General features: G+C 40.7%; 24 protein-coding genes. 12 read left to right on the forward strand and 12 right to left on the reverse strand.

Annotated features, from left to right (window positions below; genetic code table 11):
• Positions 1–6 precede the first annotated feature (6 nt).
• Genes ATK78_RS04125 through ATK78_RS04135 form a run of 3 tightly spaced genes read right to left on the reverse strand, consistent with a single transcriptional unit; the run spans position 7 to position 3,293 of the window.
• The gene (locus tag ATK78_RS04125) at positions 7–630 is read right to left on the reverse strand and encodes a response regulator transcription factor (protein WP_133574776.1); all 624 of its coding nucleotides are present in this window, start codon (positions 628–630) and stop codon (positions 7–9) included.
• The gene (locus ATK78_RS04130; RefSeq protein ID WP_133574777.1) at positions 627–1,937 is read right to left on the reverse strand and encodes a sensor histidine kinase; all 1,311 of its coding nucleotides are present in this window, start codon (positions 1,935–1,937) and stop codon (positions 627–629) included. The genes ATK78_RS04125 and ATK78_RS04130 overlap by 4 nt, the downstream gene beginning before the upstream one ends.
• 51 nt (positions 1,938–1,988) lie before the next feature.
• Positions 1,989–3,293 (reverse strand): hypothetical protein, encoded by a 1,305-nt coding sequence (locus ATK78_RS04135; protein ID WP_133574778.1) that lies wholly within the window; start codon positions 3,291–3,293, stop codon positions 1,989–1,991.
• Between the two features lie 255 nt (positions 3,294–3,548).
• Here ATK78_RS04135 and ATK78_RS22680 point away from each other — a divergent pair, with 255 nt between their 5' ends.
• The gene (locus tag ATK78_RS22680; RefSeq protein ID WP_166664817.1) at positions 3,549–3,692 is read left to right on the forward strand and encodes a hypothetical protein; all 144 of its coding nucleotides are present in this window, start codon (positions 3,549–3,551) and stop codon (positions 3,690–3,692) included.
• Here the strand turns inward: ATK78_RS22680 and ATK78_RS04140 are convergent, their stop codons facing one another.
• Together ATK78_RS04140 and ATK78_RS04145 are read right to left on the reverse strand one after the other, a co-directional pair.
• Positions 3,693–4,118: an SRPBCC family protein gene (locus ATK78_RS04140; protein ID WP_133574779.1), complete on the reverse strand. Its 426-nt coding sequence runs from the start codon at positions 4,116–4,118 to the stop codon at positions 3,693–3,695.
• Between the two features lie 88 nt (positions 4,119–4,206).
• The gene (locus tag ATK78_RS04145; protein WP_208112293.1) at positions 4,207–5,634 is read right to left on the reverse strand and encodes a S41 family peptidase; all 1,428 of its coding nucleotides are present in this window, start codon (positions 5,632–5,634) and stop codon (positions 4,207–4,209) included.
• Positions 5,635–5,963: 329 nt separating this feature from the next.
• Between ATK78_RS04145 and ATK78_RS04150 the strand changes: the two genes are divergently transcribed.
• From ATK78_RS04150 to ATK78_RS04165, 3 genes are all read left to right on the forward strand, one after another.
• The gene (locus ATK78_RS04150) at positions 5,964–6,521 is read left to right on the forward strand and encodes a Panacea domain-containing protein (RefSeq protein WP_133574780.1); all 558 of its coding nucleotides are present in this window, start codon (positions 5,964–5,966) and stop codon (positions 6,519–6,521) included.
• Entirely contained in the window at positions 6,522–6,977 is a 456-nt protein-coding gene (locus ATK78_RS04155; protein WP_133574781.1) for a hypothetical protein, read from the forward strand.
• Positions 6,978–7,365: 388 nt separating this feature from the next.
• Complete coding sequence (locus ATK78_RS04165) at positions 7,366–8,433, forward strand: OmpA family protein (protein ID WP_166664818.1); 1,068 nt, start codon at positions 7,366–7,368, stop codon at positions 8,431–8,433.
• 13 nt (positions 8,434–8,446) lie between these two features.
• Here ATK78_RS04165 and ATK78_RS04170 read toward each other — a convergent pair whose 3' ends face one another.
• Together ATK78_RS04170 and ATK78_RS04175 are read right to left on the reverse strand one after the other, a co-directional pair.
• The gene (locus ATK78_RS04170) at positions 8,447–9,322 is read right to left on the reverse strand and encodes an aldo/keto reductase (RefSeq protein WP_133574783.1); all 876 of its coding nucleotides are present in this window, start codon (positions 9,320–9,322) and stop codon (positions 8,447–8,449) included.
• A gap of 36 nt (positions 9,323–9,358) precedes the next feature.
• Positions 9,359–9,748, reverse strand: a complete 390-nt coding sequence (locus ATK78_RS04175) for a helix-turn-helix domain-containing protein (protein ID WP_133574784.1) — start codon at positions 9,746–9,748, stop codon at positions 9,359–9,361.
• A 197-nt stretch (positions 9,749–9,945) separates the two neighbouring features.
• Between ATK78_RS04175 and ATK78_RS04180 the strand changes: the two genes are divergently transcribed.
• The 3 genes from ATK78_RS04180 to ATK78_RS04190 are packed head-to-tail and all read left to right on the forward strand — an operon-like array spanning position 9,946 to position 12,017.
• Positions 9,946–10,740 (forward strand): SDR family oxidoreductase, encoded by a 795-nt coding sequence (locus tag ATK78_RS04180; RefSeq protein WP_133574785.1) that lies wholly within the window; start codon positions 9,946–9,948, stop codon positions 10,738–10,740.
• Positions 10,741–10,745: 5 nt separating this feature from the next.
• Entirely contained in the window at positions 10,746–11,093 is a 348-nt protein-coding gene (locus tag ATK78_RS04185) for a hypothetical protein (RefSeq protein ID WP_208112294.1), read from the forward strand.
• 15 nt (positions 11,094–11,108) lie between these two features.
• Entirely contained in the window at positions 11,109–12,017 is a 909-nt protein-coding gene (locus ATK78_RS04190) for a helix-turn-helix domain-containing protein (protein WP_133574786.1), read from the forward strand.
• A 16-nt stretch (positions 12,018–12,033) separates the two neighbouring features.
• Here the strand turns inward: ATK78_RS04190 and ATK78_RS04195 are convergent, their stop codons facing one another.
• Positions 12,034–13,371, reverse strand: a complete 1,338-nt coding sequence (locus ATK78_RS04195; protein ID WP_133574787.1) for a S41 family peptidase — start codon at positions 13,369–13,371, stop codon at positions 12,034–12,036.
• A 162-nt stretch (positions 13,372–13,533) separates the two neighbouring features.
• Here ATK78_RS04195 and ATK78_RS04200 point away from each other — a divergent pair, with 162 nt between their 5' ends.
• From ATK78_RS04200 to ATK78_RS04215, 4 genes are read left to right on the forward strand one after another with little or no spacing between them, the layout of a single operon-like run.
• Complete coding sequence (locus ATK78_RS04200; protein WP_208112295.1) at positions 13,534–14,088, forward strand: RNA polymerase sigma factor; 555 nt, start codon at positions 13,534–13,536, stop codon at positions 14,086–14,088.
• Complete coding sequence (locus ATK78_RS04205; RefSeq protein ID WP_133574788.1) at positions 14,085–14,816, forward strand: HEAT repeat domain-containing protein; 732 nt, start codon at positions 14,085–14,087, stop codon at positions 14,814–14,816. The genes ATK78_RS04200 and ATK78_RS04205 overlap by 4 nt, the downstream gene beginning before the upstream one ends.
• On the forward strand, positions 14,816–15,688 hold the full coding sequence (locus ATK78_RS04210) for a DUF4097 family beta strand repeat-containing protein (protein ID WP_133574789.1): 873 nt from the start codon (positions 14,816–14,818) through the stop codon (positions 15,686–15,688). The genes ATK78_RS04205 and ATK78_RS04210 overlap by 1 nt, the downstream gene beginning before the upstream one ends.
• Positions 15,689–15,727: 39 nt before the next feature.
• Positions 15,728–17,935, forward strand: coding sequence for an outer membrane beta-barrel family protein (locus tag ATK78_RS04215; protein ID WP_133574790.1), 2,208 nt, complete (start codon positions 15,728–15,730; stop codon positions 17,933–17,935).
• Positions 17,936–17,938: 3 nt separating this feature from the next.
• On the opposite strand, the gene ATK78_RS04220 is transcribed toward ATK78_RS04215, so the two are convergent.
• Together ATK78_RS04220 and ATK78_RS04225 are read right to left on the reverse strand one after the other, a co-directional pair.
• Positions 17,939–19,060 (reverse strand): FAD-dependent monooxygenase, encoded by a 1,122-nt coding sequence (locus tag ATK78_RS04220; RefSeq protein WP_133574791.1) that lies wholly within the window; start codon positions 19,058–19,060, stop codon positions 17,939–17,941.
• A gap of 99 nt (positions 19,061–19,159) precedes the next feature.
• Positions 19,160–20,017, reverse strand: coding sequence for a helix-turn-helix domain-containing protein (locus ATK78_RS04225; RefSeq protein ID WP_133574792.1), 858 nt, complete (start codon positions 20,015–20,017; stop codon positions 19,160–19,162).
• Positions 20,018–20,281: 264 nt separating this feature from the next.
• Here ATK78_RS04225 and ATK78_RS04230 point away from each other — a divergent pair, with 264 nt between their 5' ends.
• Positions 20,282–21,178 (forward strand): alpha/beta fold hydrolase, encoded by an 897-nt coding sequence (locus ATK78_RS04230; protein ID WP_133574793.1) that lies wholly within the window; start codon positions 20,282–20,284, stop codon positions 21,176–21,178.
• A gap of 5 nt (positions 21,179–21,183) precedes the next feature.
• Here ATK78_RS04230 and ATK78_RS04235 read toward each other — a convergent pair whose 3' ends face one another.
• Both ATK78_RS04235 and ATK78_RS04240 read right to left on the reverse strand, forming a co-directional pair.
• A complete protein-coding gene (locus tag ATK78_RS04235) occupies positions 21,184–23,415 on the reverse strand; it encodes a B12-binding domain-containing radical SAM protein (protein ID WP_208112296.1) in 2,232 nt (743 codons plus the stop codon).
• A gap of 65 nt (positions 23,416–23,480) precedes the next feature.
• A complete protein-coding gene (locus ATK78_RS04240; protein WP_133574794.1) occupies positions 23,481–24,455 on the reverse strand; it encodes a GlxA family transcriptional regulator in 975 nt (324 codons plus the stop codon).
• Between the last annotated feature and the right edge of the window lie 190 nt (positions 24,456–24,645).

Below are 24,645 nucleotides of genomic sequence, written 5' to 3' on the forward strand. Positions count from 1 at the left end.
TTCATGTTAACCAAACCATCTGTTGCCTCCGGCAATCTTTAACGCTTCGGCCTTGCTATTGACGGCCAGTTTCTGATAAATATTTTTGATGTGACTGCGCACGGTTTCCTTACTGATAAACAGATCATTGGCTATTTTTGAATAGCTTTTACCTTCTGCTATATTGCGCAGCACCTCGCGCTCACGCTCTGACAATGGTGAATCTTGTGGAACTTTGAACGACTGCACTACCATCTTCGCGATGTTCAGGCTCATGGGAGCTCCTCCTGCAAAGGCTTCGCTGATGCTTCTGACTATGTTTTCTGTATCTGAATTTTTGACGATATACCCTCCCGCACCGGCACACAACGACCGGAATACTTTATCGCTATCTTCTAGAACGGTAATGATCAGGACAATACATTCCGGGCAGCGCTTTTTGATCCTTTCCGTACCTTCGATGCCGCTTATTCCCGGAAGGCCAATGTCCATCAGTACGAGATCTGGCTTATCTGATGGCAGCTTTTTCAGGGCTTCTTCACAGTTGGAATATTGTCCGCATACCTGGTAATCTGCTGTGCCATCGATCACGGCAGCAAAACCTTCCCTGATAACCCGGTTATCTTCGATGATGGTAATTCTTTTTTTCATAGGTTGGCGGCGGTAAAGGTTGGCACGGAAATTTCGATATAAGTGTTGGCGGGTTGTTTGAACAGGTTAAACCCAAAACAGTTCTTCTCGCAGCGTTTGTTTATGTTGCCTAATCCATAGTGCTCCCGGGTAGGATCTTCATCACTCCAGCTGCCATTATCATGCAAAATGTAGCTGATCTGATCTGCGTAGCAATGCATTTTGAACACCACTTCCTTCGCGCCTGAATGCTTGACAACATTCGTCATCGCCTCTTTAAAGATGTAGATGACATTTAACGCGGCAGAGGGTGCAAATTGGACTTCCGGGCATTGATCTCCTATTGATGAAAAGGAGATATCGAATTGGTTGTAGTACAACTGGCCATAGGCGGTCAGATAATCGAAAAGTTCCTGGGGATTGTCGCCATCATGGTTCAGGTGCCACAGAAAATCCTTGCTGCTGGCGTATAGCGCATTGCTGTTTGAAATGATGTTCTCTACAATCTGCCCTGCTTGAGGGTGATCGCCGAGTTTTTGCTTTAACAAGGATGCCTGACGCGTAATGGCCGAGAGCATGTTTCCGGTTTCATCATGAAAGTCTGTGGCAATGCTCTCGCGCATGGTGCTGAGCTGCTCTGTCCGCTTCTTGACCGCCTTGTCCAGCATTGTTATTTTATGGTCCTGCAGTTCCCTGATCTTTATCCTATCGCGCTCCTGGTCTAACTGCAGATAGGCTAGAAACCCGCCGAAGAAAATGGTGATCAGGCAGTTCATCACCAACGGATACAATGGGCGGTCGACTATGCGGTACAGATCTGCATCCATCCCCACTTCTGTAGTCTGATAGTAAATGAATCCAAATAGCATTAAATTCGAAAAAATGAGCCACCAGCCATAGCGCTTGTCTGCCCAAATGGCGCATAACAGGTACATATGCAGCAGGCTGATGTTTGGCGAATAGATAAGCCCTGAATTTTCTATCCAACCGTAAATGATGAAATAGGTAACGAGGGCCGTAATGCTCATTGGTATCCGGTAATGGCCAAAGAACTTTATGCACAACAGCGTGATCATGACCAGCACGTCATTGATGATAAACCCGGAAATGGGTTTGTCCATGTAATATAAAACAGGTGGAAACAGCAGCATCAGCGGCATTCCGATGAGACATGTACTTACCACCACCCTGATCTCGTTGTAATCAGGATGGTTTGGGTTGTCCCGCATGGTGCCGGGCATAAAGAAATCGACGATCCGGTTAAAGCGCATGATACCCAAAGTTACATCTTTTTGTTTTCTCTTATCATGGCCGGACAAATCACCCAATCTGGATTAAAATTTCATTCGGAATGGGTAAATGAGCATCAGCAATCAAACTTAATAATTAAGATAAAAGACACCACTGGTAACCGATTTCTTCTGCGGCGTCGCACCAGATTTTTCATTCATCAGTGTGGCCGAGAATGTTCCGCGTATGGTGCGGGCTGCCGGATCTATAGCAACTATTTCTACCACCCCGGTGGCATCGCTTCCATTTATGCTCCAGGTACCTGTTGTAGTAGTTTGCGGGTTTGGAGTGGTCCTTCTACCTTCCACATAGGTCATGTTAGAATTAGCCGTTCCTTTGCAAGTATAGGTTCCCGGTGCGGTAATGTTTTCCATAGCTACAGAAAGTGTTGCTTGTCTGTAGGTCTGCCTTCCCAACATCTGACCAACGCTGATCAGCGTTGTCTGCATTAGCGAGAACTTCAATATACCGTCTGTAAAACTTCCGGATACGTTATATCTGGTTGTACTTGTCCCGTCAATTTTGTACGTTAGGACGCGTACGGTCGCATCCTGTACCAACGAAATGGTACCCATATCTGTTTCTTTTGTAGTGGCAACAATTACATCCAGATCTGCCGGGGTTAGGTAAGGGACATATGGGGTAATACCCACCTTGTAGGCGCCAGGCATCATTATAGGAAATCCAACCGCTCCTGTAGTGCGGTTGATTGTTCCAAGAACGACATCGCCAGATTGCACATTGGTGGCTTTTATGGATGCGAATCCACCTGCTGGAATCACTTTTCCGATAATACTGCCAGATGTTCCCTGCTTGCAGATCACACTGCCGAGGCTAACGGGACCGCCGCTTATGGTGACAGCAATGTCTGCAGGTGGTTCTGCTGGGGCATTAGCGGTAAAACTGATGTTATAGTCTCCATTTGGTAAAGTACTTGAAAAAAAACCAGTTTGAGCGTTTGGTGTAATCGAGTAAACTACGCCTGAAGCGAGATTTTTTACGGTAACACTTTTCCCAAATCCAATGGGCAAGATACTGCCAACTATTGCTCCTGATGGGCCTACTAATGGCTCGAAGCCGATAACTCCAGCATCAATATCCTGGCCACCTTGTACCTCAAGTTCTATACTTCCTGACGTATCAAACCGGGGATCGGCAGGTACGGTCAGCGTATAGGTTCCGGGTGTAAGGTCTTCAAACATAAAGGTGCCTGTAGCTGGCGATACTTCGGTAGAGATTCTCGTTCCCGAAGCGTCTGTAGCATAAATTAAGGAAAATACGCCAGGAGGATATATGCTTCCATAAATAGCGCCTGTTTGCGGCTCTGGGTTGCTTTTCTTTTTGCAGGATGCAACAGCGGCCACAATACATAACAGAAGTAAAAAATTTTTCATGCTTGACTGGTTTAATTTCTAGGTTTATTTGTATGGTATTTTAAAATCGACCGGCAACGTTTATTCTACGTGCTTTGCCGATGTTTTGCCTGAACAAAATTAGCGTGATGGTTTGCGGTACGCAATCCCCCAAATTGGGGGATTTTGTAATCTTAGCTATACTAGCTAGTCTACCATATTGGGGAAACCAAAAAAGCTTTCTGATAAAAGTTTGTAGGACTAAAACAAGATGATTCTCTAAAGCCCAGCAATCAAGTGGTCAGTATCTCTGCAAAATCATTGATCGAGATAGACCGGTCCATTAAGGAATATTGGGCAAGTGTTTCTTTTTCTGCCAGCATTAAAAATGACAATACCGGTGAACTGTATACCGTAAAGGGCAAATGGAAAGGAAATTAACTATTGAGAATGCTTTGTAAGATGATTTTTCAGGTTACTTCCGAGTATTTGTCTCCATCCGCCTTCAAACCTGATTCTCGCAAAATGCGGATCGCCAGGAAAACTTGCCAATCCGGTATGAGTAAGTTTAAGCCTGGTTCTATCTTCTTCTTTAAATAGCTCAAAAGTAACTTCCGAGCTGCCGGGATAGCCTTTATAGATCCAACTGTGTGCCAACACCCTTCCATCTTCAACTTTTGTAACACGCCATTCTTTTTGATATGGCGATCCATCATTAGAAAAGACAAACTCAAACCCAACAACTGGCTTGAATTTAACCAATTGCGGAAAATACCACGCGCTCATTTCGTTTTCGTTAGTTAGTGCCTGCCAAACTTTTTGTATCGGAGCATCGTAAACCTGTTCAAATTCAAATGGTGTTTCCATAAATTTATCGCTGTTGGTTATTACTATTCAATAATGAAGTGAATTAAAGGATAGTAAAGGTAACCATCCAATGAGAAAATAAAGGATTCTATTGTTCTAAATATTCCAAAGCAAATTGTACCCAGTCTTTGATGCTTTTATCCAGGTAAATGTCTGGTTGCATACCGATGTTGTCAATTGGGTAGTCTGGTAATCTTAGTGAGCGATAGGTTGGTAGTTGCAGCATATATTCAGGACAGCCAAAATCAAACATACGGGCTGCGGCATAATCCAATCCTCCCGAAGTTACAGTGCCTGCTATTTTTACCTTTTTACTTTGTTTGGCCTTCATCACGAAACTCTCGGCAGAGCTTCCTACCCTCTTATCTGTCAGGACAACTACATTGCCGGGACTTCTTTTGGGGAAAGTTACATTTTGTATGGAAAATGTGCTGTCTTTAACGTTTACAAATTTCCCCATATCTTTTTCAAAAAGACCAATCCATCGCCTCACCATTTCTATTTCCTCTTGCTTCTCTTTGTTGTCATACACTGTTTTTATATAACTCTCAAGCCCATTTACCAAAGTTTGGGTTGCCAAATATTCAACCCCCATATTCCGGATTGAATTACTCATAATATAAGGCAGTAGTATTTGATAGGCATCGTCTGTTCCTCCCGAGTTCCCTCTTATATCGATGATTAAATTCTCAGGCTCCTCTAGTAGGGAAAGATTGTTCGTTACAAGATCTTCGATGATGCTAACGAAAGGATAATCAAAAGATGGAAGTGTGAGCAGCGTTGTTTTATCGCTTAGCTTTTTTATACCAAATCCATAAAATTCGCCTACTTTTCTTTTTACCTGTTCTTCTGTCAAATTTGACGGCGGGGTCTCTTTTATAAAAACAGCTCTTACCTCTTTAAAATAGATGATGCTATTGTTATAAGTCCCATAACTTCCGGTCTTCAATGTCTTGTCGAAGGAATAGAATTCGAACTTCCCATTAGGATACAATCTGAATTTTGTCTCATTGGGCTTCCAGAAAGCAGATGTAGAACTAATTACGAAACCTACCTGTACGCCATCGTTATTTTTGGTAATTCCGATTTCATAACCTACCCCTCCTGTCCATTCAAACTTGTTTTTCCAAATTCCTTCGAGTGGATTTTGAGTAGCTTTTAGCCTTTTTCGGAATTTTTCAATATCCATGTTAATCCGATCTGTACTTACTATGCCTTTTGTATTTATAGACGTTGCAGGATTTATCCAAATGTGGCCATCTCTGAAAAAAGAGGTATACTTTTTCAGTATATCAAAGCATTTTGCCTTTTCTGCGTTACTCGCTTGCTCCTTCAGCTGTTGTTTAAAACTATCATATAATATTTTGTCCTTTGTCTTTTCTTCAAATCCGGGATATTCACTTTCAATCTTCTTAATTAACCGGTCTAAAGCATCATCGCATTCACAGATACTTTGTGCATAAACCATATTGGTAACGAAAAGTATAGCTATTGAAAGAATGGTTTTGATCTTCATCTTTTACAAGGTTATGTACCGCAAAGGAAACCATAAACGAAGATTAAGAATTGTAAAAATCATGCGGGATGTTTAATTATTTTATTTACCCACATGTCTTATTGACCACAATTGTTCAATATTTCCTTTTGTAGCCTCTGGGGTATAGTTCACAAAATCCTTAATTTAAATTGATTTTGCGTGTTAAAATAAATCTGTGTTTTTCAAACATGAAGAGTAAATTGCATAATAAAAATACCATTCTGTTAAATACTAAAGTAAGATAACGACACACAAAGAACAGACTAAAAATATTAGTATTTTCCATTTATTCTTTTTAACTTTGTCTAATGCAAGGATTTAACGTTGATAAGAATAAAACTTTGAATGCTGCCCTATACGTCCTCAATCGATTGGGTGAGATAGATTACCATAAAATTTTCAAGATTCTCTATTTTGCAGATCAGGAACATTTGAAAGATTTTGGCAGGCCGATTACCGGTGACTGTTATCAAGCTATGAATTTTGGACCAGTTCCATCGTTTCTTTACGATATTTTTAAGGCTGCAGAAAAGGGCATCCATCCGTTTTATGAGGCAGTAGAAATGTCTGCTGCATTTTCTATAAGACGAAGTGGAAACATTCCTTATGTTACCGCGAAAACAGAGGCTGATCAGGATGAGTTATCTGATAGTGACTTAGAAATACTCAACAAATCTATTGAGTCTAATAGAGAACTGAATTTCGAGGAACTTGTGAAAAAATCACATGACGCTGCGTGGACAAGTGCTGCCGAAAGAATGGATATCGAAATGCCTTACCTGGAAATCGCGGAAGCCGCAGGCACGAGCCAAGACATGATGCGCTATATTACTCTTAACGCGGAGAACGACCAAAATATGCATTAAATGTTATTAGCCGATCTGATACCAGAGGAATTCAAAAATGGATTTGCTGAGCGGAACGTAGAGATCGGATCGGTGATTAAGGTTTTTGTTACTGATACAACTCCTCCTAAGGAAAAAAGGCTGATTCTAGTCGGAGCATCATATGACCACCTGCATTTCGCATCGGTTTTTATCAACTCGGAGATTAATCCAAACATCTTCCATACGCAAGAACTGGTAGACCTAAACTATGAAATGCTTGCAGTGAAATGCGAATTTTTAGACGACGATTCCTTTGCTAACTGTTCTGCTATAAAAAGCCGCACTACCGCATGGTTGCACCAGATGGTCATGGAGAATCCCAGCCGAGTACTTGGTGTTGTTTCCAAGGAAGACATGACTGAGATCAAAAAACGTATAAAATCAGCACGCACGATTACACCTGCAACTAAAAAGACTTTTGGATTGTTCCTTTGAACCAAAAAGCACGTCGTACTCATCAGCTAAGATCAGATACAGGTGGTAAACCTAAATGTGCACATTGCACCAAGTTAAACTAGTTAATCAAGATTCTCAATTAATGAAAGCCCCTTGGGAATTGAAACTACTTCCCATCTGCATGAACAAATGCTATCGAAGAACGAATTTTCTCAACCCAACATACACATCAATCGACCTATCTGACAACTCTATCAATTATTCAGGTAACCTTTTTCTTTTAGCTTGGCAATCACTTTTTCGTCAATCTTTTTACCCCACCCTTGTCCTGCCATCATAGATTCCCAGACATCATGATATACAAGTTTTGTTAAGGATTAAAATGTTTGTGGATTGGTTTTTGTTAATATATCTGACAAACCCCTATATGACGACAAACCTAACTTTTGAAAAATTATTTTTTGCCTTATCCTTGACTGTAGCTGTTGCCGGTTGTGGATCTGCTTCCGATAAAAAAGACGAAACTCCACAAGATTCTTCAATTGTAGCCACCTCTATAACAGAAACTATACCAGTGCCCACTGGAACTACCGAAGTATTTAAAGAGTTTGACTGGACGACCATTCCGCAATCAAATTCAGAAATAGGAGCTTTCCCATACGTGTCTGCTCCTGCTGGCTTTTATATTCAGGAAAAGGATAGTTATTCGGAATCAAAAACCGGGTATTCTCACCTTAAAGATTTTAATAAGCTGATCATCTTCAATGGCCAATCATTTTTTAATGCAGAAGGTAAAGTGGCTGAACTCAAGTTTCGCAGGAAAGATGAGAATGCCGAATGGAACCAGTATGGTTTTGACAGCAGCGTTGATAAATACCTGGCCAGTATTGGTGCTAAATTACTGGCTAAACTTAATATAACCAAAGCCCAGGAAGATTTTTTAAATAAAGATGATGACAAGGCCATCTACAACCATATTATTGGCGACCCTTACAACGATCCGGTCCGGTTCTACGCCTTAAACCATCCGAAAGGTAAAATAATGTTCCAGGTATCTTCCAATACAGCCACTGGTGAAATTGGGGTAGTAGAATTAGCCGACTTTGAGCAGACCATCAAAGCACCAACCGCAGTGCAAATGAAAAAGGACATTGATGCAAATGGCAAAGCCATTTTGAACATCAATTTTGATACGGATAAATCGACCCTGCTGCCAGATGGTCAAAAAGCCGTTGACGAAATATTAACACTCCTGAAAGACAATTCATCACTTAAGATTGCGATTGAAGGACATACAGATAATGCTGGTACTGCTGCACGCAATAAAACCCTGTCGGCCGAACGTGCAAATACCATTTTGAAATCGCTAACCAGCCGGGGTGTTGCCAGCAACAGATTAACAGCTGCTGGTTTTGGAGCTGAGAGGCCACTGGTTGCTAATGACAGTGATGAAAACATGGCCAGGAACAGAAGAGTAGAATTGGTTAAAAAATAGCTAACCTTGCAACTCACCCTAAAAAATCCAGCTCCTCTTTTGAAAGTGAAATATCAGCTGCTTTTATATTTTCTTCCAGATGATGGATGGACGTTGTGCCTGGAATCGGTAAAATCCATTCAGATTGATGAAGCAGCCATGCAATATTTAGCTGCGCAACAGAAACACCTTTAACAGCTGCCAACTCTTCCATCTTGTTCTGCCCGGTTGGTAATGAGGTTTGGAGTGAAAAGAAAGGAATAAAAGGAACCTGATGTTCTTCACACAAGGGCAGTATCTCGCCACCCTGAAATCCGTATGGACTTCCCGGATCTGTAACCCGCTGCATATAACTATACATATTCTCTACACTGGCAATATTAACCATTCTGATTGCGGTATTAAATTGATCAACGCTCGCGTTACTGAGTCCCAGATGCAGGATTTTACCCTCCTTTTGCAGATCTACCATCGTTCCCAGACCATCTTCATAATCTCCCGGGCTATTTGCCGCCTTTCCGAAATGTACCAATGGAAGCTGTTCCATTTTGAGTTCTTTAAGATTATTTTCGACACTTTTCCTTAATTCATCCGGTTTACCATATGGCAGCCAGCTTTTGTCAGCCCCCCGTTTTGCGCCAACCTTAGTCGCAATAATAAGGTCGTCAGAATAAGGATATAATGCGTCTGCCAGCAGTTTATTCGTTATCCCTGGCCCGTAAAAATCTGCGGTATCAAAAAAATTGACACCAAGTGCTGCTGCTCTTCTTAAGAGTGCTATGGCTCCATCTCGGTCTTTGGGTTCGCCCCAGAAATTCTCGCCTGTTAAACGCATGGTTCCATAACCTGGTTTACGAGCTCTTAGTGGACTTGTTGTGCCTGCTCCAATAATGATTACTTTATTACTCATTTTCTTAATTTTTTAGTTGAAATATCTGCCAGATGTTTATTCAGAATGATTGGCTATAGACTTTCTGAACGATGATGGCGTAATCCCCGTGAACCTTTTAAAAAACTTGGTGAAATTTGAAACGTCATAATCCAGCCTGTGGGCAATCATCCCGATAGGTAAAGTAGTATCAGCCAGTAACTTTTTAGCCTCCAGTAAGATTCTTTGCTCGTAGAAATAACAGGCATGATGACCTGTTTCCAGTTTGATCACTTTACTCAAATGGACGGGATGCAGGCCCATGATATTGGCAATCTCCTTAATTTCATGCATTTTTTCTATTCGACCTGCCATAAAATCATCAAGATGATCCTCTAAAACCTGCTTGAACCGGGCCAGGATCTCAGCTTTGCGGGAAACATATTCTGTAGGTATTGGATTCCTCATTTTCGTTGTATTTCGGTAGCAAAGTTATAAAAGAGGATTAACACAAAATGGTGAAGAATCAAGCCTTGTATTACAAAATTCAATTGCTAACGGATACACGCCAGCAAACATCAGCTTTTCAACTACAACACTGCGACTTTTGGTTACATCTCTTGTCTGGCTGATGCTGACATTTGTTGTTACAAAACATCAGAAAAATGAACTTACAAAATAATACCATTTTGATTACTGGCGGAACAGGCGGTTTCGGCTTTGTGTTTGCAAATAAACTGATTGCATTGGGAAACACCGTGATCATTACCGGTAGAAATGCCGAAAAATTAGCGGATGTAAAACGCAGGCTTCCGCAGGTACATACTGTATGCAGCGATGTAAGCAAAGTTGAAGACATCATCAATTTGTACGATCAGGTTACCCAGCAATTTCCTGACCTGAATATCCTGATTAACAATGCTGGGGAAATGCGGAAGATTAGCCTTAATGAAAATCAAGATATAACTGATCTTACACGTGAAATTGAAATTAACCTGATAGGCCCTATCCGGATGGTGCAGCAGTTTCTTCCCCACTTGAAAAAGCAATCCTCAGCCACCATACTGAATGTTACGTCGGGTATTGCCTTTATGGCACTTCCAATTTCACCAATTTACGGCGCAAGTAAATCCGGACTTCGATCTTATACCCAATCTTTGAGGGTTCAATTAAAGAAAACCAACATCAAAGTGATTGAGTTGGTTGCTCCTGGTGCTTCTACTCCATTGAATGATAAATTCGTGAACGAAGACGGCTTTAGTGCCTTAGCCTTAATGACACCAGAAAAAGTAGTAGATGCGGCCATCCGCGGAATGCAGAAAGATAAGGATGAGATCTTCCCCGGACTGGCTAAGATTATCCGCATGATGAGCAGGATTGCTCCAAAATTCCTATTGGCGCAAGCTGCAAAAATGGGTGCATCAACTATATACAGAAATAACTATATTCAAAAACCATAAAACTCATGATGAAAATACTTAGTATGCTATTACTATCCATTTCGGCATTTCTTAGCCTGAAGCATGGATGGGACGCTTTTCAACCTGCCAATGCTGAGCAGGCAAAAATGATGACAGATTTGGGCATCACCAAAACAGTGATGCCGTATTTTGGCGTGTTTTCCATCATTGTGGGATTGATGCTGTTTTTTCCACAAACATTTTTCTTCAGCAATGTATTGAACGCCATTACTATTGTTTTGATCATGGCATTATCTTTAAATGCCGGAAACTATAAAATGACTTTGATAGAAATCCCGTTTCTTGCTATGCCGCTGCTATTGATCTGGTTGAAGTATCCATTTAAGTTTTAAAACTAACTTTGTACAATGGCAAACACCAAACCATACAGAATAAAATCTATAGCGGAATTACACCGTTTGATGGCACTTCCAAAGCCACAGCATCCGCTGATCGGAATTATTGATTTGACGGGGATGAAAAATGATCGGGATATAAATGCAGTTATATTTGATTTTTATGTGGTTTCGCTAAAAAGAGGTTGCGACAAGCTTTTGTATGGACAGCAGAAATACGATTTCGATGAGGGCTTAATGGCTTTTATGGCTCCAGGCCAGATTTTACGGAAAGAGGAAAGCGGTGTGTCCCAGAAACTTGAAGGCTGGATGCTGTTTATACATCCCGATTTTTTATGGAACACACCGCTTGCCAGGAAAATTAAACAGTACGATTTTTTCAATTACTCCACCAGCGAAGCACTTTTCCTTTCTGATAAAGAAGAAGCGATCATCAATGGAATTGTTGAAAACATCAAACAGGAATATCATTCCAACATCGATAATTTTAGCCAGAACATCATCATCTCACACATTGAAACCTTATTGAATTATTCGGAACGATTTTACCAGCGCCAATTTATCACCAGAAAAATAACCAATAGCAAAATCCTGAACCGCCTGGAGGACGTGTTGACAAACTATTTTGATCAGGAGGATCTGCTTTCAAAAGGGTTGCCATCGGTTCAATATGTTGCTGATGCGATAAACATCTCGACCAAATACTTAAGCAGTTTGCTTAAACAGCTTACAGGGCAAACTACACAGCAACACATACATGACAAGTTGATTGAAAAAGCCAAAGAGAAATTATCTACAACCGAATTGTCCGTTAGCGAAATCGCCTATGAGCTTGGATTTGAACATTCACAATCGTTCAGTAAATTGTTCAAAAGCAAAACCCGGCAATCACCACTGGAGTTTCGGCAGTCGTTTAATTGAAATAAATTATGCCTTTCTATTTTATGCCCTTGATGTAATCCATTGCAGCCAGCAATTCCTTATCCCTGACATCGGTAGAAAAGACCGGTTTTGCCGGCACCTGGATATCTGGCTGTATGCCTAAACCTATATAATCAGTGCCATCGGGAAGCATATCTCGTTTAGCACAGATCCTGGCTGTCATGTCCAGAGGCAGTTCTACCCGCAAAGGCTGTCCGGAACTACCTGCGCTGGCTTGTCCTATGCGGATTATATTTTTACTTCCCAACAAATAAATCAGGAAATCTTCTGCAGCGGAATAGGTGTTTTTAGAAGTCAGGATCACTACAGGCAGATTTAATCTGGATACTGCCGGACTGGCCGCTACCGTATCTCCCGGATGATATTCCCAGGCATTCATTTCCATATAATCCTTATACTTATATTCCGGGGTTTTGCTTTTTATCTTGTCAAAAGATCCCCATGCTTTATTTGCAGCATTATGGATTCTGGTACGCCAGGAAGGACCAACGAGATAAGACTTATCCGTAATGACTTTTGCAATTTCCAACGCATAATCGCTGTTGCCACCCCCATTATTACGTAGATCCAGGATCAATGCCCTATTTTGTTTCAGTATGGGCATCACGTTTTTAAAGCTATCTATTACTGCAGCATCTGAGAAGGTATTGATCTGAACATAGGAAATATTCTCTTTAAGCTTACGGTAAGCGAATTTTGGTGTTGCTGAGGTTGGCGATGAAGGAAAATATTTAAAACCTCCCTGTTTAAACAACTCATTGAGATTTCTCCTGACCACAATTATCTTTTCCTTACCATCTGGGGTTTTGTAAAGTAATTTTACCTCAGTTCCCCTGAAGCCGAGCCATGAATCATTTTTTAGAAACTCATTTGCCTCGCGATCATTGATCTTTAAAACCTCACTCTTTACCGGCAGTTGGGCCTTAAGGTTTGAATCCAGTTTAGATACCAAAAGTTTTCCTTCAAAACGTGTTAAGGATACAGGTGGCTGATCTATTTCATCCCAAAAGCCCTGGTTTGTCCACACTGCGGTATGTCCGTCCTTAAGCTCTTCCAAAAATCTGGTAAATACCCTATTCACTTCGAAGACATTTGAAGCTTTTAGAACTTTCGGGATATATGCACGATAAACACTGTCCCAGTTTAATCCAGGAAACTTATCAAACCAGACAAAATTATAGGCAGACTCTTTCCAAAGCGTTGACAGACCGTATAATTTGTCTTCCGTGGAGACGCTATCGCTCATTTTAACTTTCTTAGTCTGCTGGGCCTGGGCGCTATAAAACACAAAGTTTAGCAAAAAGAAAAGTGCTGTAATGTTTCTTATCATCATAGTTTAGTTGGTGGTTCATGATAAAAGACACCTTCCCGGCCCATTCGTTGCATAAGAAGCACAAATACGTTAAAACTAAACGTTTATAAAAAATAACCTAACTTACTGGTAACTATTTTCATTTCTCAAAGTTTCCTTTCATATAAACAAAAACCAATACACTTGACCGATCTGAATGATAACCAGCTGATGCAATTGGTGAAGGAAGGAGACCTTGACAAAATGAGCTTATTGTTTAAGCGTCATTACCGCGCACTGTATGGATTCCTTTATCACATGACCCACGACAAAGGTGATAGTGAAGATATGGTCCAGAATATTTTTTACCGGATGCTTAAATATCGGCGTAGTTATACCGGAACCGGCGCTTTCCAAACCTGGATGTTTCACATTGCAAGAAATGTGCTTAAAGACCGTGCAAAAAAGCGGCCGCCTGCTCCGGTATCGGACAAGATGGACCGGCTGACAGAAAATTTGAGTGATGGAAAAACAGCAAGCGATCAGTTGGAAAAGACACAGGCACAGCAGGAATTATACAGGGCGATGGAACTATTAAATGATGAAGCGCGTGAAATACTGACGCTCAGCAAATTTCAGGAACTTAAATATCAGGACATTGCCCTGATCCTCAACATTGGCGAAGGAACGGTTAAAGTAAGAGTGCACAGGGCGATTAATGAATTAAAGAACATTTACAAGAAAAACAGACTGCTATGAGCGGAGAAAAAGAAAATAAAGATGAACTGGATGATCAGCAAATGTGGAACCTGCTTGACGGCCTGAAGACACCTGAGCCCGGTTCTGATATGGAGATACGTTTCCAGGGAATGTTGGATCATTATAAACAAACTCAACTAAATAAACGAAGCTACTGGATGGAACTTTGGACAGGAACAATATCCATTTTCAACTATCGTATGCAGGCACAGCTCGCTTACAGCTTGATACTGATTGCCTTTAGTATGGCTATAGGCTATTCGCTAAGCCAGAATGAAGCAATTAAAACTGATGAAACTGAAAAGCTGGCCGTACTGGCTAACCAGGTAGATGAGATGCGCAAAATGATGGTGGTTTCGTTACTGGAAAACCCTTCGCCTACTGAACGCCTGCGGGCGGTAAACTATACGGGAGAAATGGATGGTGCCGACCGGCAGGTTATCGCTGTCCTGCTCAGCACACTCAATGGAGATCCTAATGTCAACGTTAGGCTGGTTACACTGGATGCACTGGCTAAATTTAGCGATCAGCCTGAAGTGCGGGCAGGCTTGATTAAGTCGATTATTGGCCAGGAAAGCCCGCTTGTGCAGGTGGCTATGGCTAACCTCATGATGAGGCTCCAGGAAAAGAGATCAGTAACACCATTTAAAAAATTGCTGGAGCAGGAAGCGCTGAACAATGCGGTAAGGATAAAAATAGAACACACCATTGATAAACTTATAATCTGATGAAAACAAGACCAATCAAAACCTGGATCATATTCATCCTCGCAGTTTTTCCTGCGGTGCTGATGGCGCAGAGCAAGAACTTTGATCAGCTGAATGTATTGCTCAGCAGTCCCGGAAAACCATTCAAACTGAATATGAACCTGGCAGGCGGCTCAGTCAATATTAGTACACATGAAGGCAAAGACCTTCGCATTACCGCATTGCCTGCGCCCGCTACGAATGACAATACTGGTATGGGGAAAAATCAAAACGTAAACATCAATACCAACACCAATGTTAACGTGAACGTTAACAGCGGGCCAGTTGGCATCAACGTTAATAAAGGCAAGTTGCTCAGAATAACGGAAAACAGCAACGAAGTATTTATTAGTCAGCTGAAACAGAAGCAGATGCTTAATATCGAAGTTAGCCTGCCCAGAAACAACACCAGTCTAAACCTCTCATTAAGTGAAAAAGGCAATGTCAATGTAGATGGAATAACCGGCGAGATTGTAGTGAACAGTGCAAATGGGCCAGTGACACTGAAAAACATATCTGGTTCGGCTATGGCCACTACTGTTAACGGAAACATCACCGCAACATTTAAATATGTCAATGGAAAAGCACCAATGGCATTCTCTACACTAATCGGCAACATTGACCTCTCCTTTCCCACTTCTGCTAAAGCCAATTTCACAATCAAATCAGATCAGGGTATAGTTTCTTCAGATTTTAACCTGGCAGGGGATTCAAAAACCAAACTGATCAGAAACAAAAATGGCTGGTATCAGGCTAAAATTGCAGGCAGCCTTATCGCAAAAGTTAATGGCGGCGGCCAGGAAATAACCATTACCAACATGCAAGGCGACATCTATCTCCATAAGCGCCAATAACGGCTTCCTATCTAATCCCACACTTTTAATCTTTAAACAATGAATACAAAATTCATGGCTGTTTTGGCCATATGGATCTGCTTTGCCCTGATTTTTGGATCAGCGAATGCCCAGGACACCACAAAAAAAGACACCGTAAAACTTAAAGAGATAAAGATCATGGGCAAAAAGCCAATGATCCAGCATAAGATTGACCGCACGGTAGTTAACGTTGGCGCCATGGTTTCAAACACAGGTGTCAACGCACTGGAAGTTCTGGAAAAATCACCTGGTGTAATTGTTGATCAGAACGGCAATATTAGCTTTATGGGCAAATCTGGCGTTACGATCCTGATTGACAGCAAACCGACCTATCTTTCTGGCGATAACCTGGCCAGTTACCTTAAATCCATTTCTGCAGCGCAGCTGGAGGAGATTGAACTGATGAGTAACCCACCAGCCAAATACGAAGCCAATGGCACTGCCGGTGTGATTAACATTAAAACCAAAAAAGAAAAAACCCCGGGATTAAATGGCACGCTTACCAGCAGCCTGGGAAAGACCGGTTACTGGCGCAACACTGAAAGCCTGAGCCTGAACTATTTTACAGGCAAGGTCAATGTATTTGCGAACCTGGGCTACAGCTTTTCCAAAACGAATAAAACACTCAACCTTCGGCGTAATTACTTTGACAACGATGGTACAGTCTTAAATTCTTACCAGCAGCTGGCCTACTTCAGACCGGTAACCAATAATGGTAATGGCAAACTGGGCCTGGATTATTACCTTTCGCCCAAGACTACGTTCGGCATGGTATTAAGTGGTTCACTATCCCCTGGCCATTACAGCAGTCCGGTAAATACAGCACTATATAACCCATTTGGTGCATTGGATTCTAATATTATTGCCGACAATACTGCCACAAGCAGGTTTAATAATGCGGGGATCAACCTCAGTTTCTCTACAATACCAGACAGCACAGGCCGGTTGCTTACCATAGATGCCGACCACATCACCTATAATGCCAGGAACAATCAAGCCTTTATGAACAGTATTTTTCTACGGGACGGCAGTTTAAAAAACAAGGAGACTACCTTAACTAACCTGCCTGCCAAAATTCAGATCTATTCGCTTAAAAGCGACTACACCCATCTTTTAAGCGGCAAGACAAAACTGGAAACCGGTGCCAAAACCAGCTATGTAAATACGGATAACCTGGCGAATTATTTCAATGTAGTGGATGGCATTAATGCGGTTGATTATGACAAAACCAACCGCTTCAGGTACAAAGAGCAGATCAATGCCGGCTACCTGAATTTTAGCAAAGAAATGAACAGATTTGCCTTCCAGGCCGGGCTACGCCTGGAGCATACCCGTGTTAAAGGACTTCAAAGCGGTAATCTTATAAATCCAGACTCTGCATTTAACCAAACGTATCTGAACCTGTTTCCGACTGCTTACCTATCCTATAAGCTGGATTCAGCAGGAATCAATTCACTGAACTTCTCCTTTGGCAGACGAATTGACCGTCCGTATTATAAAGACCTGAATCCTTTTATTTACCTGATTGACAAGTACACCTATTCTTCCGGCAATCCTTTGCTGCGCCCGCAGACGACCACTAATTATGAACTATCCTGGCGCCATAAGGGATTTTTTTCTGCAACTGCATTCTACAACCATTATCAGGACTTTCAAACGGAGACGTTGAACCAGCTAAATGGTATCTTCATCAGCACACCTGCCAACCTTGGCAAAAAAATCACCAAAGGTGTCAATGCGAATGCTGTGATCAGACCTGCTCCATGGTGGGACGGAAACATTTACAGTGAGGTGGTGAACCTGAAGTTTAGCGGACAACTCATCGGTGGTTATCTCCATACATCTACAACCTATTTCTACCTGGAGTCTGGTCAGCAGTTTAAGTTGTCTGATACCTGGGGTGCTGACCTGAGCGCGTTCTATATTTCAGGCAGAACCGTTGGACAGTTTGAACTGGATAGCAAAAGCCAAATCAGCGTTGGGCTACAGAAAAAAATCCTGCAAAATAATGCTTCCTTAAAACTGGCAGTATCTGACCTTTTCCGCAGGAACATTTCCAGTGGAAGTATCACTAATGTTTCCGGGGCAGCTGCCGAATACCGCAATGATTTTGATACCAGAATGGTAACAGCGGGATTTTCATACAATTTTGGCAGCAAGAATAAACAGGAAAAGAAAAAGAACGGTGGAAGTGCGCAAAGCGAGCAGAATAGGATTAAGAATTAATTGCTAAAAGCCAAATCCTTCTGTGTTTCTTCTACGAACTTCTTCTTCAGTTCGTGGAAGAAGAAATTCTAACATATTTACGGCCCCTGCCTGAACTTCTTCTATAAAAGGACGCAGTTCTTTGTTATACTCCTCAAAGGCTAATTCATAGTTGCCCTGATGTTTTTCTAAGGCATCTGCCAGTGCTGTTGCACCGATTATGGCTAATGAACCACCCATACCTGCTGCCGGCGATGCACAATAGCCTGCATCGCCCACCAGGGCTACCCTGCCTTTTGTCCACGAGGGCATTTTTATCTGACAGAATTTATCGAAGTAAAAGGTTTTGGAATGCCTTACTTCTTCCAACAATTCTGCAGTTCTCCAGCCTTGCCCGGCAAACTGTTCTATAATAATTTTCTTTTGCTCCTCTTTATCACGATAATCGTAAGGAATTTCGTGCTCTGAACGGAAAGAAAGCACGATATCTGTTTTATTGTTGTAAGCATTGAGCATCACTCCTTTGTTTGGTACGCCATACATTTGAAATGTATTTTGCTTGATCAGCGACTTATTCACAATAGTTATAAAGAAATATTGTCCAAGAAAATGTGAGTATTCTGCTTCGCTCCCAAACCAGATTTTTCTAACTGCAGAATGTATGCCATCACAACCAAGCACCAGGTCATATATGTCTTTTGAACCATCTTTAAAAGTAACTTCAATGTGGTCTTTTGTTTCATTTAGGGCTGTGATGCTGTTGTTGAAGATAAATTCAACATCGTTCTTAACGGTATCAAATAACATATTCAACAGCGTGTCCCGTTCAATCTCAAACTCATTGTCTGGCAGCTCTTCGCCTGACTGTTTTAAGATCGTAATACTCTCAGTAACATCGTCAGTGTTTTTAAATTCCGTTGATTCCAGGTTTAATCTATTGGTTTTTATCTGCTCAAAAAGTCCCATTCGCTTTACAATATCGACTGTATTTCCTTTAATATCAACAGGTGAACCACCCATTTTAAGGTGGCTTCCAATTTCAACTACCGTAACTTTGCAGCCCATTTTATTGGTCCAATAGGCAGTTGAAAGTCCGGCAAAGCTTGCTCCTGATATAAGTACTTTTTTTTCTTTTATTGATTCCATTTTACACAGTTTTTTTACTTGTTAGACAAATTAAATTTGACGCTGCAAGTTGCACCTACTGAGAAAGATGACCAATGGCAAAAAAGGGTAAGTATTGGACTAATCGTGGTTTTTGCTTCGGAAAGCCAACGCAGTTATCCCTGCTACTTTGGTAAACACCCGAGAAAAATATGGATAATCATCAAAGCCCAATTCAGTTGCTATTTCCTTTACTGATTTATCGGAATGATAAAGCAAGCGTTTTGCTTCTAAAATAATGCGCTGCTGTACGTGATGTGAAACGGAGTAACCTGTGGTGTTTTTCACACATTCGTTCAGGTAAGCGGTAGATATATTCAGTTTTTCTGCATACGCTGCAGGACTTTTTACTTTGCTGTAGTTACGTTCCAGTGTTTCATTGAAAATTTTGGTAACCATTTCAAATCGTGATGGCTTAGCTGCTGATTCTGACCGTTCCATATATTGTGAAATAACTAACGCCACCAATGCATTGCAACTGTCTTTTAGTATGGAATGATATAGTTTGCGATGCTTACTTTCAAAGAAATTTATGCAAAGTGATACTGCTTCGGAAATAATGGAAAACGTTTCCTTTTCCAGGAATAGCGGCTTTGCAGGTGTAATGCCTTCCAGCAATTTCAGATATTCAGGATTCAGATTTTCATTATTGATTGCACAGCTGCTAACCGTTACATTTTTAGATGCCAATATAAGATGTACCTGGTTGGGATGCATATAGATGACAGACGGCGACTCAATGTGATGTCTTTTAAAATCAATTTCAATGGAGACTGATCCTTTTTCAAGGAAGAAGAAGGAATGAAAGTCATGCCGGTGTGCTTGTTTTGCTTCCTTGAATATAATTAAATCTTCGGGCAATAGTCTTTCTACGGCAATGCCTAAGTTATGTCCGTCATCAAAATAATTTACAGGAATGGAAGTCGTTTTTTTACGCATCGCTTTTAGTTCGACTGGTAAAGATAAGTTTATGGTTTTGCGTACAAAGATTGAGCAATGATTCGGTGTCTTGCATAAAGTAAAAATAGTGAAATTATCTGTTTCATAACATCCGATGTATATAACCTATCAGATAACATTTTCGGGGCTATTCTAATTTAAAAATACTTTTATATTTGTATCTATATTGAAAAAGAGCAATTTAAAGGATTAACAGGCATAATATAGTAGTACAGTTAACCGCTTATATAATTCTATACAACGATGAAGATAGTTTTCATTTTATATCTGTTTGCGCTTTCATCCGTGGCCTTTGGACAAGAAAAGTTAGTAAATGTAAATGGAAGTAATTACCATGTTCTTGTAAAGGGATTTGAAAACAGGAGAGAAAATGCACCTGTTATCATTTTTGAAAATGGTATGGGGGTTGATTTGGGGAACTGGAAAAAAATAACTGACCAGGTATCATCTTTTGCTCCTGTTCTTGCTTACGACCGTGCTGGCGTAGGCAAAACTGATAAAATTTTCAAAATGCCTACCACGAAATTTGTAGCTGAAAATCTCCATGATCTTCTAAAAGTTTTAAAAATAGCACCTCCATATATATTGGTCGGACATTCACTTGGAGGGGTTTATATCCGGAGTTTTGCAGGCCTTTATCCCAATGAAGTTTCGGGTTTGGTTTTTATTGATCCTGCTGATTTTACAGAAACCAAAAATGACTGGAATGCCATTTTTAGAACGATGGGTGTTCCTGAAAAGAAAATTGACGATATGTTATATACTCGTCTTTACCAGCAAAAGCAGAAAGTTGATTCACTAAATTTTGGACCCTGGAGCGAAAGGCTGGTTTTAAATGATTTGAGAATAACAGATTTTGCCGAAATCTCCAAATTGCCATTGCCTAATGTCCCGATTTACTTTTTTGTTGGCGGAAAATTTGAAGTTCCTCCTGAGCAAAGAAGCAAAGATTTTGACCAGGAAGCTTTTTTTCACATAAAAAACAACGCTAACATAGAACGTTGGAAAAAACTGATGTACGCATCAAATAAAGGCGGGACTCTTATTTATCTTACCAATTCAGGTCATTATGTTCATTGGGATGATCCTAAATCTGTGATTAATAACATCAAAATTTTGGTTGAAAGCCTGAAAGAGTAAAATGGTTATAGAACCAGCAGCCCAAAATCTCTTAATGTATAAATGGGTTTTGAATACCAGAACAATTCAAAATGTTCCATTGTAGTTTCAAAATCAGCTTTAATTTCTTGAAAGGTGTAAACCTGCGTATTGGAAACTGTTATTTTTTGTAAGATTGAACACAGCCATTCTCCTTCGTTCTTATTGGTCTGGATGGTAAAGGTTTCCTTTTTATCATAAAAAGTTAAAACCATCATTTCGAAAGATGAACCTTTTTTATGCTTAGCAAAACTTGTTGTATCCGGCTTCCCTCCTAACCAAACCACTTTAGCAGTTGATTTAGTGTCGAACTTACTTTCTTCCGTTATCGCTTTTTCAATAAAATCTGAAGGAACCGTTACTTTCGGGATCTTAAAATCAAACCACTCCTGCAATTTATAATCGAAGCAAATGCCATGCATAAAGTTAAAAAGCGATTTCTTTAAACCAAAGCTGAACTTATTATGGTCTATTCCGGTTTTATCGGTATAGTTGATGTCATTATTGGCAAAAGTCCCGATAACTTCAGTCTCTTTAACCACACCAAATCTTTCCGGATACATGCCGACAGGGCTATGCGCCGTCATTGCAAACTGGTGCCAGAAGCCGGATTGTAAAATACCTGCTTCAAACAATTGTCTCACCATTTCCAGACTGTCTACCGTCTCCTGAATGGTCTGTGATGGGTAACCATACATTAAATATGCATGAACCAGTATTCCTGCTTCTGTAAAATTGCGGGTAACCCGGGCTACTTGTTCAACCGATACCCCTTTGTCAATTAGCTTCAATAACCTATCTGATGCAACTTCTAAACCACCAGAAATGGCAATACAACCTGATGCTTTAAGCAGCATACACAGGTCTCTGGTAAAGCTTTTCTCAAACCGAATGTTTGTCCACCAGCTTACCGTAATTTTTCGTCTCAGGATCTCCAGTGCTACTTCACGCATCAGGGCTGGTGGTGCAGCCTCATCTACAAAGTGAAAGCCATTCTGCCCCGTTTTTTCACTTAGCTCTTCAATCCGGTCTACAATCAATCTAGCCGCAACAGGCTCATATACCTTGATGTAATCTAAAGAAATATCACAAAATGTACATTTTCCCCAATAACAGCCATGGGCCATTGTCAATTTGTTCCAACGGCCATCACTCCACATCCGATGCATTGGATTTACAATTTCTATCACCGAAATATATTGATCCAGTTGTAGATCACTATAATCCGGCGTTCCTACATCAGACTGTTTGTAGTCACTTCTTAATGCATCATTTTTATAGGTAACTACTCCATTTTCCAGTAAAAAAGTTCTTTTATACAGGTTAAATGCTCCTTTATTTACGATTGAATTATAGATCAGTTCAATAGGCAATTCTCCATCATCTAACGAGATGTAATCAAAGAATTCGAATACACGCTGATCAGAAACAGAACGTAGTTCTGTATTGGCAAAACCACCGCCCATTGATATTTTAATGTCAGGATAAGTTCGTTTTACACATTGTGCACATCGGAAAGCGGCATATAAATTCCCCGGAAAGGGAACAGAAATGATGAGCAGCTTAGGTTGAATAACAGCAATTTTGGCTTCCAGAATTTTAATCAGGATCTTATCCATATAGGTGTATCCCTGATTTAAAGCCTCATAAAGTTCATCAAATGAATTTGCACTCCTACCTAATCTTTCGGCATACCGGCTAAAACCAAAATTCGGGTCAACACATTCAATGATAAAATCCGAAATATCCTCCAGATAGAGTGTGGCTAAATGTTTACCCTTGTCTTGGGTCCCCATTGAACCAAATGCCCAATCTAACTCTTCCAATTGCGAAAACCTTGATGCTTCCGGTAAATAATCCTCCTGACAAATTTGTAAAGCTAAGGTTGGGTTCTTGCCTTGCAAAAAAGCGATAACCGCATCAATGGTTTTGATGTACTCATCTTTTAAAGCAAAGATCCGTTTTGCATTTGCACTTTTTGTTTGGTGAGCCAGCTCCTCCACATGAAAGAAAAGTTCTTCCAAACCTTTTCTGGAAAACAAGGCCAGGATCACTTCAATTCCTAAATCTGCCTGAGTTGAAGAAATATTCTTAGTATTCAAAAATCCTTTGATATATGCCGTTGCTGGATAAGGCGTATTCAGTTGGGTAAATGGAGGTGTAACAAGAAATAGATCTGTTTTCAATATGGAATTGTATTTCGTGGCAAAAATATCCATAATTATTTTAGTATTGTGTCATACCAGGCATACATTTTTAAATTGTGCTGATCTGTCGCTTTAACCTATGCATTTCTGTTATACTTGCCCTTGTATTCTAAGGGGCTTATTCCGGTAACTTTTCTAAACACTTCGCGAAATGCTTTCACATCTGAATACCCTACTTCGTACATTACTTCATTAATTGTTTTACGGTTGGTTTCAAACGCCCGCTTTGCCCACTCTACTTTTGCCCGCTGCAAATATTCGAGTGGTGTATTGCCTGTTGCTTTGATAAACCTCCTGTCGAAATTGCGTCTGCCTACGGCAAACCTGGCCGACAAATGTTCTATGGCTATTTTTTCATGCAGGTTGCCTTCAATATATTGCTGCGCTTCTTTAACCATGTCATCATTATGCTGCTTCTGACCTTTAAAAATTATAAACTCCTGTTGGCTTTGCCTGTCCATCTCAATCTGAAAAACTTTAGAACAGTAAATAGCAGTCTGCCGGTCATAATATTTTTCTACCAGGTAGATGAGCAGGTTCAGGAAAGAATACGCTCCGCCATTTGTATAGATCCCGTTTTCGTCGGTGATCAGTTTATCCGTTTGTAAATTTACATTAGGAAACATCGCCCTGAAATTATCGGCAGCTGCCCAGTGTGTTGAACAGCTTTTGCCATCTAACAATCCGGTTGATGCCAGAAGATATGCACCTGTACACACGCTTGCTATCTCGGCTCCATTTTTATACTGCTGCTCAATCCAGCTTATCAGTGCTTGATTTTCTTTAACCGCTTGCTCATAATTATGGTTTAGTGAAGGTATGATTATAAGGTCTGTTTTTTTCAAAGCCGTAATGTTGGTGTGTGGCTTTACACTAAACAGGCCGTCATAAAATTCTATATTTTCGCAACTTCCAGCCAGCTGTATATTAAATACCTGCGGCTTACCGCCTGCCTGCCAATATTGATTGGCCCGGGTTAGTATCTTATAGGCACCTACTATACTGCTGAGGTTGTTCTCTCCATTGGGCACTAATATGGTAAGATGTTTCATCTTTAAATAATTTATGTTGAGTGTTCAGGGTCAATAGTTTACTAATGATCTTTTTTGTAAAGTTAACGAATTGACTTGTCCATATCAACCCATCATAATGTCTATTTCACACCTCAATAGACAATATTTAGACATTAACTTTGTAATTCAATAATTTAAAAAAGCCAACTGCCATGACAAAATCCTTTGT

Origin of the sequence: Pedobacter metabolipauper (genome assembly GCF_004362715.1) — a bacterium.
Classification (GTDB): domain Bacteria; phylum Bacteroidota; class Bacteroidia; order Sphingobacteriales; family Sphingobacteriaceae; genus Pedobacter; species Pedobacter metabolipauper.